Genomic DNA, 14,312 nt, shown 5'->3' on the forward strand with positions numbered 1-14,312 from the left:
GAAAAGAGAGCGGCATGGTAACGGATGCATGGCCCTTGGCTCCACTGGATGGCGATGGATACCCAGTCGATCTGTGCGTAGAGTGGGCAAAAAACACAAAAGGGACGACCTGATGTGCTTGATCGTATTCGCCTGGCGGCCGGGCCACGCCCTGCCCCTGATCGTCGCGGCCAACCGTGACGAGTTCTACGCCCGCCCCAGCCTGCCACTGGCGCAATGGCCCGAAGCACCCGACATCTACGCCGGGCGCGACCTGGAGGCCGGCGGTACCTGGCTCGGCCTGGGCGCCGACGGACGTTTCGCCGCCCTGACCAATATCCGCAATCCCCACCAGCCCCCCGCGCGCCGTTCCCGAGGCGAACTGGTGGCGCGTTTTCTCAGCAGCAAGATCTCGATAGACGACTATTTCAGCGACGTTGTCGGCCGATCCCTGGAATATGCCGGCTTCAACCTGCTGGTGGGCACCCCTGACCAGCTCTGGCACTACAACGCCCAGGCCCGTGAGCCGCAGCAACTGGGCAGTGGCGTGTACGGCCTGTCGAATGCCGGGCTCGACACGCCCTGGCCCAAGCTGCTCAAGGCCAAGGCGGCGCTGCAGGAAGTACTGCACGACCCGCAGCCCCAGGCTTTGCTCGCCCTGCTCAGCGATGCGCAGACCGCGCCGTTTGCCGACCTTCCCGACACCGGGGTCGGCCTGGCCACGGAGAGCCTGCTGTCGAGCGTGTTTATCGCCAGCCCCAGTTATGGCACGCGGGCCAGCACGGCGCTGATCGTCCGGGCCGATGGTTCCAGGCACATAGTCGAGCGCAGCTTCGGGCCCTATGGCGGGCATCTGGGGGAAGTGGAGCTGAGGATTTAGCGGACGCTATCGCGAGCAAGCCCGCTCCTGCTGATGTAGGAGCGGGCTTGCTTGCAATGGAAACAACAGAAATTAAAGGGTCTTGGCCGACGCCGGATTGATCATCCGCGCCAGGCCCAGGTTCTTCAGCGCCAGTTGCAACGAGCTGTGGATAACTTGCGGGTTGTCGATGGTCATCAACTCGGCCAGCAGTTCCTTGGCCTTGCTGAGATTGATCTGACGCAGCATCCACTTCACTTTCGGCAGGTTGGTGGCGTTCATCGACAGGCTGTCGAAGCCCATCGCCATCAGCAGCACCGCTGCCGCCGGGTCGCCGGCCATCTCGCCGCAGATGCTCACCGGCTTGCCTTCGGCATGGGCATCGCGCACCACGGTCTGCAAGGCTTGCAGCACCGCCGGATGCAGGTAGTCGTAGAGATCCGCCACCCGCGGGTTGTTGCGGTCCACGGCCAGCAGGTACTGGGTCAGGTCGTTGGAGCCGACCGACAGGAAGTCTACCTGGCGCGCCAGTTCCTTGGTCTGGTACACCGCGGCCGGGATCTCGATCATCACCCCGATCGGCGGCATCGGCACGTCGGTGCCTTCGTCGCGCACTTCGCCCCAGGCGCGGTGGATCAGGTGCAATGCTTCTTCCAGCTCATGGGTGCCGGAAATCATTGGCAGGAGAATGCGCAGGTTGTTCAGGCCTTCGCTGGCCTTGAGCATGGCGCGGGTCTGGACGAGGAAAATCTCGGGATGGTCGAGGGTGACGCGAATGCCGCGCCAGCCGAGGAAGGGGTTGTCTTCCTTGATCGGGAAATACGACAGTGACTTGTCGCCGCCGATGTCCAGGCTACGCATCGTCACCGGTTGCGGGTGGAAGGCCGCGAGTTGCTCGCGATAGATCGCCAGCTGCTCCTTTTCGCTCGGGAAGCGTTGGTTGATCATGAACGGCACTTCGGTGCGGTACAGACCCACGCCTTCGGCGCCACGCTTCTGTGCCCGCGCCACATCCGCCAGCAGGCCGGTGTTGACCCACAGCGGCATGCGGTGGCCGTCCAGCGTCACACACGGCTGGTCGCGCAGCGCATCCAGGCCCTGGGCCAGCTGCCGTTCTTCCTCGACCACATCGGCGAACTGCTTGCGCAGCACGTCGCTGGGGTTGGTGTAGACCTCGCCGTGGTAGCCATCGACGATCATCTGGATGCCGTCGACTTTCGAGTACGGCAGGTCGACCAGGCCCATCACCGTCGGGATGCCCATGGCCCGGGCCAGGATCGCCACGTGGGAGTTGCCCGAACCCAATACCGAGACCAGGCCGACCAGCTTGCCTTCGGGCACCTCGCCGAGCATGGCCGGCGTCAGTTCCTCGCTGACCAGGATGGTGTTGTCGGGGTAGACCAGGGTTTGCTGGCGCTCTTCCTGCAGGTAGGCCAGCAGGCGGCGGCCCAGGTCCTTGACGTCCGACGCCCGCTCGCGCAGGTAGGCATCGTCCATCAGTTCGAAACGGTTGACGTGATCGGTGACCACCTGGCGCAACGCGCCCTGGGCCCACTGGCCGGTCTTGATCACGGTGGTCACTTCGCTGCCCAGGGAAGCATCGTCGAGCATCATCAGGTAGACGTCGAACAGCGCCCGCTCTTCGGGGCGCAGCTGGGTAGCGAGTTTTTCCGAGAGGGTGCGCATGTCGGCGCGCACGCCTTCGATGGCGGTCTTGAACAACGCCAGCTCGGCGTCGATGTCGGTAATGCTCTTGTCAGGCACCACGTCCAGGTCGGCCGGCGGCAGCATGACCACCGCGGTACCGACCGCAGCGCCTGGCGAGCCGGGCACGCCGATGAACTTGGCTTCCTGGATGCCCTTGCCCTGGCGACCCAGGCCACGGATCGAACCGGTGGCTTCGGCATGGGCGATAACCCCCGCCAGTTGGGCGCTCATGGTCACCAGGAAGGCTTCTTCGCCCTCGTCGAACTGACGACGCTCCTTTTGCTGGATGACCAGAACGCCGACGACCCGGCGGTGGTGAATGATCGGCGCGCCGAGGAAGGAGGCATAACGCTCCTCGCCGGTCTCGGCGAAGTAGCGATAACGCGGGTGATCGGCGGCGTTTTCGAGGTTCAGCGGTTCTTCGCGCGTACCGACCAGGCCGACCAGACCTTCGTTGGGTGCCATGCTGACCTTGCCGATCGAGCGCTTGTTCAAGCCCTCGGTGGCCATCAGGACAAAACGGTTGGTCTCCGGATCCAGCAGATAGACCGAGCAGACCTGACTGCCCATGGCCTCTTTGACGCGCAACACAATAATCCCCAACGCCGCCTTGAGATCCTTGGCGGAGTTAACTTCCTGGACGATCTTGCGCAGCGTATTGAGCATGGCTCGGGGTCGAACTCCGTCGTCAGTCGCGCGCTAGAAGGCGCGGGGCAAGCTCTTTGAGAGCGCGGCGATAAACCTCGCGCTTGAATGTCACCACCTGGCCCAACGGATACCAATAACTGACCCAGCGCCAGCCATCGAATTCCGGTTTACCGGTCAAATCCATCCGCACCCGCTGCTCGTTGGAGATCAGGCGCAGGAGAAACCATTTCTGTTTCTGGCCGATGCACAGCGGTTGGCTGTGGGTACGGACCAGGCGTTGCGGCAAACGATAGCGCAACCAGCCCCGGGTGCAGGCGAGAATTTGCACATCTTCGCGTTCCAGGCCCACTTCTTCGTTCAACTCGCGGTACAAAGCGTCTTCCGGCGTCTCTTCGGGGTTGATTCCCCCTTGCGGAAACTGCCAGGCATCTTGATTGATACGGCGAGCCCATAGCACCTGGCCGGCATCATTCGTCAGAATGATCCCGACATTGGGGCGGAAACCATCGGGGTCGATCACGGCAACAACCTCGCAAACGCATATCGCCGCATTGTTCCACAAAGGTTGTGAAAGCAGCAACGAGGCTTCCTACCTTATGTGCACTCTTGTGAAAAGACCGTATTCTGGTCGCCTTTTTTCAGACTTATCAGCGAGTAACCGTGATGCGCCTGGCTTTATTCGACTTGGACAACACCCTTCTGGGCGGCGACAGTGACCATGCCTGGGGCGATTACCTGTGCGAACGAGGCTTCCTCGACGCCGTCGCCTACAAGGCCCGCAACGACGAGTTCTACCAGGACTACCTGGCCGGCAAGCTCGACCAGGCCGCGTACCTGAACTTCTGCCTGGAGGTTCTCGGCCGCACCGAGATGGACGTGCTCGACCAGTGGCACCGCGACTACATGCGCGACTGCATCGAGCCGCTGATGCTGCCCAAGGCTGCGCAATTGCTGGCCAAGCACAAGGCCGACGGCGACAAGCTGGTGATCATCACCGCCACCAACCGCTTCGTCACCGCGCCGATCGCCGAACGCCTGGGCGTGGAAACCCTGATCGCCACCGAGTGCGAGATGCAAGACGGCCGCTACACCGGGCGCAGCATCGACGTCCCGTGCTTTCGCGAAGGCAAGGTCACCCGCCTGACGCGCTGGCTCGAGGAAACCGGCCACAGCCTGGAAGACAGCTACTTCTATAGCGATTCGATGAATGACTTGCCGCTGCTGGATCTGGTGGCGAACCCGATCGCCGTGGACCCGGACCCGAACCTGCGGGCCCTGGCCCAGCAGCGTGGCTGGCCGGTGATCAGCCTGCGCGACTGAGAAAGCTAGCGCGAGCTCGCCCTATAGGAGCGAGCTCGCGATCAGGCCGTCAAACAGGCTTGGCGCCCATCAACCCAGCGATGGCGAAGAAGCACACGAAGCTGAACACCGCCAGCGCCAGGGTGAACTTCGGACTCCCCACGCCCGAAGCGATCCGCAGCCGATTGAGCCGCGCCAGCAGCCAGAAACAGCTCAAGGCACCCAGGGTGTAGATCAGGCTGGAGGCCAGGATCCAGGTCTGCCCCAGCGACCAGCCCAGCAGATGCACCAGCCACCAGCCGCTGAACGGCAGGCTGGCCAGGCAGATCACCAGCAACAGCCAGACGAACACCAGCGGCCGGCGCAACAGCCGGCTGTAGATACTCGCGTCACCCTTGCTACGAGCGCGCCAGACCCAGATCGCCAGCCCCAGCGCGCTGCCCAGCAGCAACACGGTGGCCAGGATATGGACGGTTTTGAGGACGGTCAGCGTTTCCATGTAATCGACTCCTTGAGGCCTTGGCCTTGCCCACCAGCGTAGCCGTTCAGCCGAGGAACAGCTGATACGCCGGGTTATCACTCTCGTCCCAGTACGGGTACCCGATCTGCGCCAGCGCCGCCGGCACCAGGTGACGTTCGTTCGCCGGCACTTGCAGGCCGGCGACCACCCGGCCATCGGCCGCGCCATGGTTGCGGTAGTGGAACATCGAGATGTTCCAGCGCCCGCCGAGCTTGTTGAGGAAGTTGAACAGCGCGCCCGGGCGCTCCGGGAACTCGAAGCGGAACACCACTTCGTCGCTGACCCGCGCCGCATGCCCGCCGACCATATGACGGATATGCAACTTGGCCAGTTCGTTGTCGGTCAGGTCAGTCACCGGGAAACCCTGTTCGGACAGGCTGGCGATCAGCGCGCTGCGCGGATCGTTTTCCGGGTGGGTCTGCACGCCAACGAAGATGTGCGCTTCGCTGCCGGTGTTGTAGCGGTAGTTGAATTCGGTGATCTGGCGCTTGCCGATGGCTTCGCAGAAGGCCTTGAAGCTGCCCGGCTGCTCGGGAATGGTCACGGCGATGATGGCTTCGCGGCCCTCGCCCAGTTCGGCGCGCTCGGCGACATGGCGCAGGCGGTCGAAGTTGATGTTGGCGCCGGAGTCGATGGCCACCAGGGTCTGCCCACTGACGCCACGCTGCTCGACATATTTCTTGATCCCGGCCACGCCCAGGGCGCCAGCCGGTTCGGTGATGGAGCGGGTGTCGTCGTAGATGTCCTTGATCGCCGCGCAGATCTCGTCGGTGCTGACGGTGATCACTTCATCCACGTAGTCCTTGCAGATATCGAAGGTGTGCTGGCCGATCTGCGCCACCGCGACGCCGTCGGCGAAGATGCCCACGGTCGGCAGCACCACGCGCTCGCCGGCGGCCATCGCCGCTTGCAGGCAGTTGGAGTCGTCCGGCTCGACGCCGATGATCTTGATTTCCGGACGCAGGTATTTGACGTAGGCCGCAATCCCGGCGATCAGGCCGCCACCGCCGACCGGCACGAAGATCGCGTCCAGGCGCCCCGGATGCTGGCGCAGGATTTCCATCGCCACGGTGCCCTGCCCGGCGATGGTGTGCGGATCGTCGTACGGGTGGATATAGACGTAGCCCTTTTCGTCCACCAGCTTCAGCGAGTAGGCCAGGGCTTCGGGAAAGGAATCGCCATGCAGCACCACTTTGCCGCCGCGCGAGCGCACGCCTTCGACCTTGATCTCCGGGGTGGTCTTGGGCATCACGATGGTCGCCTTCACCCCCAGCACCTTGGCCGCCAGGGCCAGGCCCTGGGCATGGTTGCCAGCCGAGGCGGTGACCACGCCACGGGCGCGTTCCGCATCGCTGAGTTGGGTCAGCTTGTTGTAGGCGCCGCGAATCTTGAACGAGAACACCGGCTGCAAGTCTTCGCGCTTGAGCCAGATCTGATTGCCCAGCCGCTCGGAGAGCTGGCGGGCAGTCTGCAACGGGGTTTCTACGGCAACGTCGTAAACGCGCGAGGTGAGGATCTTTTTGACGTACTGTTCGAGCATCGGAAAGCATCACTGAGCGGGTTGGGCAGGGCCAGCGAGTCTAACCCAGCGTTTGCCCGGGCGACCACACGAATCCTGAGGTTTCAGGATCTCTGTAACCACTGTTGAAGGCTGCGCACTCTCGTCCGTCACGACCTGACGGCCGATCGCAGCCTTCGGCAGCGGCTACCAAAGCGGTTCGCCAAACGGGCAATGACCTGCTCAGGACACCGGCCTATAATGCCGGCCTTTCCGTTCCCCCTTGCCCGCTTCCGGAGCCCGCATGACCCAGGATCAACTCAAACAGGCCGTGGCCCAGGCCGCCGTCGACCTCATCCTCCCGAAACTCGATGACAAGAGCATCGTCGGGGTCGGCACCGGCTCCACCGCCAACTGCTTCATCGACGCCCTGGCCCAGCACAAGTCTGCCTTCGACGGCGCGGTCGCCAGCTCCGAAGCCACCGCGGCGCGCCTCAAGGGCCACGGCATCCCGGTGTACGAACTGAACACCGTCAGCGACCTGGAGTTCTACATCGACGGCGCCGACGAAAGCGACGAGCACCTGAACCTGATCAAGGGCGGCGGCGCGGCCCTGACCCGCGAGAAGATCGTCGCGGCCGTGGCCAAGACCTTCATCTGCATCGCCGACGCCAGCAAGCTGGTGCCGGTGCTGGGCGCCTTCCCGCTGCCGGTGGAAGTGATTCCGATGGCCCGCAGCCATGTGGCCCGCGAGCTGGTGAAGCTCGGTGGCGACCCGGTCTACCGGGAAGGCGTGATCACCGACAACGGCAACATCATCCTCGATGTGCACAACATGCAGATCACTAATCCGGTGGAACTGGAAGCGCAGATCAACGCGATTGTCGGCGTGGTCACCAACGGCCTGTTCGCCGCCCGCCCGGCCGACGTACTGCTGCTGGGCACCCGCGAAGGCGTGAAGACCCTCACCGCCTGATGCCGCCGACTTCGCCCCTGCCGTAATGGCGGGGGCGAATGCCCTCGATCCGCCCCCTCCCGCCCCAATTTCCTCCATACCGCTACTTTTCGCCGCATTTAGCCGCAGAAATATCCAGATTCGCGCACCAGGTCTCAGTGCGGTCCACGACTTCCAGTATCAAATCCGTTACAAATTACCGCCAGGCGACGTTCGGTTTAAGCAATGCGCCAATACAGGCTCGCCCAGGGAAAGAGGCGCGCATTGTGCAACGGCCCCCGTTTTTCACCCTCAAGGAAGATCACCGTGCTCAAACCCCTCACGCTTGCTGTCAGTCTTGCCAGCGTCCTGCTGTCCACCCAGGCCCTTGCCTATGAATATGGCGAACACGCGGCCACCACCCTCGACAAACTGATCAACGACTACCCGGGCCGCTACCGCGGCACCGCCAACTTCGCCGGTGCCGCCGACTGGATGCAGAGCCAGATGGGCAGCGCCTACGACATCAGCCGCCAGGACTTCTCCTGGACCGCCGGTGGCAGCCGTCGCAGCTCGCAAAACGTGGTGGCCTACGCCGCCGGCACCAAGCCGCAATACGTGGTGGTCGGCGCGCACTTCGATACCTATTTCGGCCGTCCGACCCTGCAAGGCCTGGACGACAACGGCTCCGGCGCCAGCGTCCTGACCGAGATCGCCCGCAACCTCGGCGGGCTGCAACTGGAAAACGGCTTGCAGGTGGTCGGCTTCGGCGCCGAGGAAGAAGGCCTGCGCGGCTCCAGGGCGTTCGTCGACTCCCTCAGCGCCAGCCAGCGCGCCAACATGCTGGCCATGATCAACCTCGACAGCCTGATCACCGGCGACATGATGTATGCCCACGCCGGCCAGAACAGCACCGCCAACCCGGCCCTGGCCTCGTTGCGCGAGCACACCCTGCAGATCGCCAGGGAGCTGCAGATCAATCTGTTCACCAACCCCGGCCTCGACCCGGCATACCCCGCGGGCACTGGCTGCTGCAGCGACGGCGAGGCCTTCGAAGGGCTGAACATCCCGATTCTCTATATCGAGGCCACCAACTGGGAAATCGGTGACCTGGACGGCTATACCCAGACCACCAACCCGGCCATCCCCGGAGGCTCCACCTGGCACGATCCCGCCGAGGACAATAAGGCGGTACTGACCAACGCCTTCGGCCAGGAGCGCATCGACCAGCGCCTGCGCGATTACTCGCGCCTGCTCAGCCGCCTGGTCCTGGAGCTGACCAATGCCGACCTGCTGGCCTCCACCGCTTCCGGCGGCGCCGTGGCGCGCAACCAGCAGGATCATCTGCAACGCCAGCATCAGGCCATGGTCCGGCTGCACGACCGGCGCTGGCTGACCTTGCAGGCGATGGGTCGGGAAATCGGCAGTTTCGATGGCGAGATCGGCATCGACGGCGAGTACAGCCCCGACAGCGGTTTCGACAGCGCGCCGAATCCCGAGGCGCGCCGGCTGGGGGTGCATGCCCTGGGCGACTACCAGCTCAATTCGAGCCTGAACGTCGGCGCCAGCCTCAGTTACCAGAACGGTCGCGACAAGCTCGAGCATCGCGGCAAGCTCGACAGCGACACCTGGCAGACGGCGGTCTACGCCTTGCTCAATGACGGCGGCCCGCAATGGCTGGCCGGCGACCTGAGCGTCGGCCGCACCCGCTTCGAATCCAAGCGCAACCTGGTGATCCAGGCCAACGGCGGCCCGGTGCTGCTGAACCAGAAGCTGACGGGCGATACCGACGCCCTGACCCTGGGCGCCCGCGTGCTTGGTGGTTACGACCTGGATTTCGGTGCGATCAAGAGCGGCCCCTTCGCCGGCCTCGATTACACCCACTACCGCATCGACCGCTTCCACGAGAAACAGAACCTGCGCACGGCACTGAGTTACGAGGAGCAGTCATTCGATTCGCTGGAAGCCAGCCTCGGCTGGCGCGTTCGCGGCGCCGTCGCCCTGCCTTACGGCATGAGCCTGCTGCCTTATGGCGACCTGGCCTGGGTCAAGGAGCTGGGAGATGGCCGCCTGGACGACCTGGACCTGACCAGCCGCGCCGATGGTCAAGTGCGCGTGGCTCGCCTGGGCGGTGTGGACAAGAGCTTCGGCCGCGCCCAGCTCGGCAGCCAGTTGGCGATCACGCCGCAGCTGGGGCTGTACGCCGAGGTCAACGGCCGGATCGGTCACGCCGAAGGCAGCCAGACCGGCTATTCCCTCGGCGTGCAATGGCAGTTTTAAGCGGTAGCCTGTAGCCGATCCTTGTAGCCGCTGCCGAGTCCACGAGGCTGCGTCCGAGGACGCAGTCCTCGCTGATCCGGTGCATGCGGACTGTCTGGGAGGATGGGGTTGCCTGGTTTACGGCCGCTGCGCGCCCGGGCGCAGCCTCGCGGGCTCGGCAGCGGCTACAGGGTTACGGGGTCGGCTTCTTGAAGACGTAGAACAGGTTCGGCTCGCTGACCAGGTACAGGGTGCCGTCGTCGTCCATGGCGATGCCTTCGGCCTGCGGCACCGTGGCCTGCAACCCTTGCCGGCCCTTGCGCAGCGACATGGTGCTCAGGGGGCGACCATCCACGTCCAGCTCCAGCACCAGCCACGACTCATCCGACAGCGCCAGCAGATGCCCGGTGCGCTCGTCGTATTGCAGGCTGGACAGGTCACGCACGAACAGCCCGGCATCGCGCTTGGGGTTGTTGACCACATGCACCGCGTAGGACTTCTCGGGGTCGTAATGCGGGAAGCCCTTGACCTCGTAGATCAGCATCGGGTCGCGCTCCTTGGCGACGAACAGGCGCTTGCCCACCGAGTCGTAGGCCAGGCCCTCGAAACCCTTGTTGCCGCTCATGTGCACACCCAGGGTCATCTGCTCGGCGTCCGCCGCGTCGAGGAACACTGTGTCCTCCTCCAGATGAATCTTGATCAGCCGCTGCTGGCGCTCGTCGGTGATCACGTAGGTGTCGGCGCTGATGAACTCGACCGCTTCCGGATCGCCAAAACCGGTCAGGGCGATGCGCCGCAGGATGCGCCCGTCGAGTGACAGCTCGATCAGCTCGGCATTCTTGTTGGTCACGGTGAACAGGCTTTTGCGCACCGGGTCGTAGGTCAGCGCCGAGACGTCATCCAGGCCTTCGATCTTTTGTGCTTCGAGACTCACCCGATAGCCATCCAGGCCAATGGCATCGGTGTTGACCGGCTGCGACATGACCCGCCAGTTGAACCACAGGCGCTCGAAGTAACGGTGGTGCTGCCCGGCAATGCCCAGCAGCACCAGCACGATAAAACACAGGAGGAGGAACAGCGGTTTGGGATAGGCGAGTCGACGCATGCTGGCAAGCTCAAATACAAATCAGGCGGATGAAATATCACAGCCGGATGAATTTAAACTTAATCGCAGCGGGCGTATGCCAGATTTATGGCCTTTTGCCGCCAGAAACTGCTGAATCAGCGCTTCTCAAAGCGATAGAACAGGTTGGGTTCGCTGACCATGTACAGGTTGCCCTGCTCATCCATAGCCACGCCCTCGGCCCGCGGAATGGTGTCTTTCAGGCCGTTGAAACCGCCCAGCAAGGTCATGAAGCTGACCTGCTCACCGGTTTCGTCCAGCTCCAGCAACATGTGCGAATCGGCAGACAGCACCAGGGTGTGCCCGGTGCGTGGGTCGATGCTCAGGGCGGACAGGTTGCGCAGGTCCAGCTCATCGCTTTCCAGCTTCTGCTTGTCGCCCTTGAGAGTCTGGCTGCCGTCGCTGTTCCAGGTGAACAGCGCCGGCGGACGCTCCTCGCCCAGCAGCAACTGCTGCTTGCGCGAATCCCAGGCCACGGCTTCGAACGCCTTGTTCTGGTCCTGAGAAGGCCCAAGATCGTATTTCGGGAAATCGGAAATGTTCAGCTCGCGGGTATTGGCATCCACCTTGACGATGGTCAGCAGGTGATCGCGCTCGTCGACGATCCCCAGCAGGCCGTTCTCCATGACCGTCACCCCCTCCGGGTTGCTCCAACCCACCAGCGGCATCTTGCGCAGCACATCGCCCTGCAGGTTCAGCTCGACCAGGAACGGGTTCTTGCCCATCACCGAAAACAGGGTCTTGGTCTGCGGGTTGTAGGCCAGGTCGGAGGCCTCGTCCTTCTCCATGCCCGGCAGCACCTTGGCGTCGATCACCGCGCGGTAATCCGGCAGCCAGACACTTTCCTGGCGCTCGGCCGGGGTTTCGAAACGCTCCAGCACCCAGAGCAGGCCACGGTCGTCCCAATGCATAGCAATCGCAATGCCATACATCACCACGCCCGCCAGCAGCAGCCAGGAATACCAGCGCATGGCGAACAAACCACGACGGCGAACAGTTTGAAGCTCAGGGGTGTGAGGCACGGACATGGGAACGCGTTCCAGAAAACCAGCTATGGGTAATAGCACATCGGGGCAGACTCAGACGTCTGTAATCGGAAAATTATCCAGAACGGATGTGAAAAAAACGGCAAAGGGTCTGAAACGCCCCAGATGTCAGTACTTTCGCTGAAGAGGCCCGCCCATTGCAGGCGAGCCTCGCGTCGAAAACCGCTGGATCAGCTGACGCGACTTTCGAAGCGGCTGACGCCCGGCAACTCCAGCACCAGCTCATCACCGACGTTCAGCGGGCCGACGCCCACCGGCGTGCCGGTCAGGATCACGTCGCCCGCCTGCAGGGAGAAGCAGCCGGCCATGTACTGGATCATCGGTACGATCGGGTTGAGCATGATGCTGCTGTTGCCGTCCTGGCGGACCTCGCCGTTGATGGTCAGGCGAATATTGATGTCGGTCAGGTCCGGGAAGGTGCTGCCGACCACGAATGGCGCCAGCACGCAGGCGCCGTCGAAGCACTTGGAGATTTCCCAGGGCAGCCCCTTGGCCTTGAGCTCGGCCTGCTTGTCGCGCAGGGTCAGGTCCAGGGCCGGGGCGAAACCGGAGATGGCGTCCAGCACTTCCTCGCGGCTGGGCTTGGTCGACAGCGGCTTGCCGATCAATACCGCGATTTCCGCCTCGTAATGCACGGAGCCACGCTCGGTGGGGATGGCAAAACCGCCTTCCAGAGGCACCACGCAACTGCCCGGCTTGATAAACAGCAGAGGCTCGGTCGGCACCGGATTGTCCAGTTCCTTGGCGTGCTCGGCATAGTTGCGCCCGATGCACACGATCTTGCCGACCGGGAAATGAATACGGGTACCGTCGACATACTGGTGCTGATAGCTCATTACCGACTCCTGCTCGTTTGGTTCATCAGGTACCGCTGCTTGAATGACCCTGGGGTCAAACAGCGAAAATCTTGCCCGGGTTCATGATGCCGTTCGGGTCGAACACCGCCTTGACCGCCTTCATGTAGTCGATTTCCACCGGCGAACGGCTGTAGGTCAGGTAATCGCGCTTGGTCATGCCCACGCCGTGCTCGGCGGAAATCGAGCCGTTGTACTTCTCGACGGTTTCGAACACCCACTTGTTGACGGTGGCGCACTTGGCGAAGAACTCGTCCTTGCTCAGCTCGTCCGGCTTGAGGATGTTCAGGTGCAGGTTGCCGTCGCCGATGTGGCCATACCAGACCACTTCGAAATCCGGGTAGTTTTCCGCGACGATCGCGTCAATATCCTTAAGGAAAGCCGGTACCTTCGACACGGTGACCGAAATGTCGTTCTTGTACGGGGTCCAGTGCGAGATGGTTTCGGAGATGTACTCGCGCAATTTCCACAGGTTCTGCAGTTGCTGCTCGCTCTGGCTCATCACGCCGTCCAGCACCCAGCCCTGCTCCACGCAGTGCTCGAAGGTGGCCAGGGCGTCGTTGGCCACGTCCTCGTTGCTGGCTTCGAACTCCAGCAGCACATAGAACGGGCAATCGGTCTCGAACGGCGCCGGTACGTCACCGCGGCCGAGGATCTTGGCCAGGGCCTTGTCGGAGAAGAATTCGAAGGCGGTCAGGTCGAGCTTGCCTTGGAAGGCATGCAGCACTGGCATGATCGAATCGAAATCCGGAGTCCCGAGCACCATCGCCGTGAGGTTGTTCGGTGCACGCTCCAGGCGCATGGTGGCCTCGACCACGAAACCCAGGGTGCCCTCGGCGCCGATGAACAGCTGGCGCAGGTCATAGCCGGTGGCGTTCTTGACCAGGTCCTTGTTCAGCTCCAGCAGGTCGCCCTTGCCGGTGACCACTTTCAGGCCAGCCACCCAGTTGCGGGTCATGCCGTAGCGAATCACTTTGATCCCGCCGGCATTGGTGGCGATATTGCCGCCAATCTGGCTGGAACCGGCGGAAGCGAAGTCCACCGGGTAATACAGGCCGTTTTCTTCGGCGAGGTTCTGCAACTGCGCGGTCACCACGCCCGGCTGGCAGACCGCGGTGCGGTCAGTCAGGTTCAGGTCGAGGATCTGGTTCATGTAGTCGAAAGACACCACCACTTCACCGTTGGCCGCCACCGCGGCGGCCGACAGGCCGGTACGGCCGCCGGAGGGCACCAGCGCGACCTTGTGCCGGTTGGCCCAGCGCACGATGGCCTGGACCTGCTCGATGGTCTTGGGAAAGACGATGGCGCTCGGCGCCGGGGCGAAGTGCTTGGTCCAATCCTTGCCGTAAGCATCCAGGGAGCTGGCGTCGGTCAGGACCTTGCCAGCCTCGACCAGGGTCTTCAGCTCATCAATCAGCGCAGGATTGGTCATCGACAGAACTCTCGAACAATTCATGGTCATCCTGAGAACGCTTCACGTCGCAGGAACGAGTGTTTCGCGGGGTCCGTATGCTAGCATACGACCCCCCGCAGAATAGTGCCGAAGGGCGTTCTGCGGCGACGGCTTTCCTGCCGTCCGGGTCAGC

The 14,312-nt window shown here is 63.2% G+C and carries 12 protein-coding genes; 4 read left to right on the top strand and 8 right to left on the bottom strand.

Annotated features, from left to right (window positions below):
- The first annotated feature begins 112 nt into the window (after positions 1–112).
- Positions 113–859 carry an NRDE family protein gene (locus H0I86_RS29925; RefSeq protein ID WP_180923181.1) on the top strand — a complete coding sequence of 249 codons (747 nt, stop codon included), beginning with the start codon at positions 113–115 and terminating at the stop codon, positions 857–859.
- Between the two features lie 72 nt (positions 860–931).
- Here H0I86_RS29925 and ptsP read toward each other — a convergent pair whose 3' ends face one another.
- Together ptsP and H0I86_RS29935 are read right to left on the bottom strand one after the other, a co-directional pair.
- Positions 932–3,211, bottom strand: coding sequence for a phosphoenolpyruvate--protein phosphotransferase (gene ptsP, locus H0I86_RS29930; RefSeq protein WP_016704812.1), 2,280 nt, complete (start codon positions 3,209–3,211; stop codon positions 932–934).
- Positions 3,212–3,233: 22 nt separating this feature from the next.
- Positions 3,234–3,713 (bottom strand): RNA pyrophosphohydrolase, encoded by a 480-nt coding sequence (locus tag H0I86_RS29935; protein WP_007927344.1) that lies wholly within the window; start codon positions 3,711–3,713, stop codon positions 3,234–3,236.
- 143 nt (positions 3,714–3,856) lie between these two features.
- On the opposite strand from H0I86_RS29935, the gene H0I86_RS29940 reads away from it, so the two are divergent.
- Complete coding sequence (locus H0I86_RS29940; RefSeq protein ID WP_180923182.1) at positions 3,857–4,513, top strand: histidinol-phosphatase; 657 nt, start codon at positions 3,857–3,859, stop codon at positions 4,511–4,513.
- Positions 4,514–4,562: 49 nt separating this feature from the next.
- Here the strand turns inward: H0I86_RS29940 and H0I86_RS29945 are convergent, their stop codons facing one another.
- Positions 4,563–4,991 (bottom strand): DUF2269 family protein, encoded by a 429-nt coding sequence (locus tag H0I86_RS29945; protein WP_124322732.1) that lies wholly within the window; start codon positions 4,989–4,991, stop codon positions 4,563–4,565.
- Between the two features lie 46 nt (positions 4,992–5,037).
- Entirely contained in the window at positions 5,038–6,552 is a 1,515-nt protein-coding gene (gene ilvA / locus H0I86_RS29950) for a threonine ammonia-lyase, biosynthetic (protein WP_180923183.1), read from the bottom strand.
- 262 nt (positions 6,553–6,814) lie between these two features.
- On the opposite strand from ilvA, the gene rpiA reads away from it, so the two are divergent.
- Together rpiA and H0I86_RS29960 are read left to right on the top strand one after the other, a co-directional pair.
- Positions 6,815–7,486, top strand: a complete 672-nt coding sequence (gene rpiA, locus H0I86_RS29955) for a ribose-5-phosphate isomerase RpiA (protein ID WP_180923184.1) — start codon at positions 6,815–6,817, stop codon at positions 7,484–7,486.
- 285 nt (positions 7,487–7,771) lie between these two features.
- On the top strand, positions 7,772–9,724 hold the full coding sequence (locus tag H0I86_RS29960) for an autotransporter domain-containing protein (protein WP_180923185.1): 1,953 nt from the start codon (positions 7,772–7,774) through the stop codon (positions 9,722–9,724).
- 172 nt (positions 9,725–9,896) lie between these two features.
- Here the strand turns inward: H0I86_RS29960 and H0I86_RS29965 are convergent, their stop codons facing one another.
- The 4 genes from H0I86_RS29965 to H0I86_RS29980 form a co-directional block, all read right to left on the bottom strand.
- Positions 9,897–10,808, bottom strand: coding sequence for an SdiA-regulated domain-containing protein (locus H0I86_RS29965; RefSeq protein ID WP_009051361.1), 912 nt, complete (start codon positions 10,806–10,808; stop codon positions 9,897–9,899).
- Positions 10,809–10,924: 116 nt separating this feature from the next.
- Entirely contained in the window at positions 10,925–11,854 is a 930-nt protein-coding gene (locus H0I86_RS29970) for an SdiA-regulated domain-containing protein (protein ID WP_180923186.1), read from the bottom strand.
- 188 nt (positions 11,855–12,042) lie between these two features.
- The gene (locus H0I86_RS29975; RefSeq protein WP_028683527.1) at positions 12,043–12,708 is read right to left on the bottom strand and encodes a fumarylacetoacetate hydrolase family protein; all 666 of its coding nucleotides are present in this window, start codon (positions 12,706–12,708) and stop codon (positions 12,043–12,045) included.
- A 55-nt stretch (positions 12,709–12,763) separates the two neighbouring features.
- The gene (locus H0I86_RS29980; RefSeq protein WP_180923187.1) at positions 12,764–14,158 is read right to left on the bottom strand and encodes a D-2-hydroxyglutarate dehydrogenase; all 1,395 of its coding nucleotides are present in this window, start codon (positions 14,156–14,158) and stop codon (positions 12,764–12,766) included.
- Positions 14,159–14,312 lie beyond the last annotated feature (154 nt).

This window comes from Pseudomonas chlororaphis subsp. aurantiaca (genome assembly GCF_013466605.1).
In the GTDB taxonomy this organism is placed as follows: domain Bacteria; phylum Pseudomonadota; class Gammaproteobacteria; order Pseudomonadales; family Pseudomonadaceae; genus Aquipseudomonas; species Aquipseudomonas chlororaphis_I.

Bases quoted from the DNA above. Each gene is read 5' to 3' on its own strand.
- H0I86_RS29940 (WP_180923182.1), top strand. From the start codon at position 3,857: ATGCGCCTGGCTTTATTCGACTTGGACAACACCCTTCTGGGCGGCGAC.
- H0I86_RS29980 (WP_180923187.1), bottom strand. From the start codon at position 14,158: ATGACCAATCCTGCGCTGATTGATGAGCTGAAGACCCTGGTCGAGGCT.
- H0I86_RS29925 (WP_180923181.1), top strand. From the start codon at position 113: ATGTGCTTGATCGTATTCGCCTGGCGGCCGGGCCACGCCCTGCCCCTG.
- rpiA (WP_180923184.1), top strand. From the start codon at position 6,815: ATGACCCAGGATCAACTCAAACAGGCCGTGGCCCAGGCCGCCGTCGAC.
- H0I86_RS29975 (WP_028683527.1), bottom strand. From the start codon at position 12,708: ATGAGCTATCAGCACCAGTATGTCGACGGTACCCGTATTCATTTCCCG.
- H0I86_RS29965 (WP_009051361.1), bottom strand. From the start codon at position 10,808: ATGCGTCGACTCGCCTATCCCAAACCGCTGTTCCTCCTCCTGTGTTTT.
- ptsP (WP_016704812.1), bottom strand. From the start codon at position 3,211: ATGCTCAATACGCTGCGCAAGATCGTCCAGGAAGTTAACTCCGCCAAG.
- ilvA (WP_180923183.1), bottom strand. From the start codon at position 6,552: ATGCTCGAACAGTACGTCAAAAAGATCCTCACCTCGCGCGTTTACGAC.
- H0I86_RS29945 (WP_124322732.1), bottom strand. From the start codon at position 4,991: ATGGAAACGCTGACCGTCCTCAAAACCGTCCATATCCTGGCCACCGTG.
- H0I86_RS29970 (WP_180923186.1), bottom strand. From the start codon at position 11,854: ATGTCCGTGCCTCACACCCCTGAGCTTCAAACTGTTCGCCGTCGTGGT.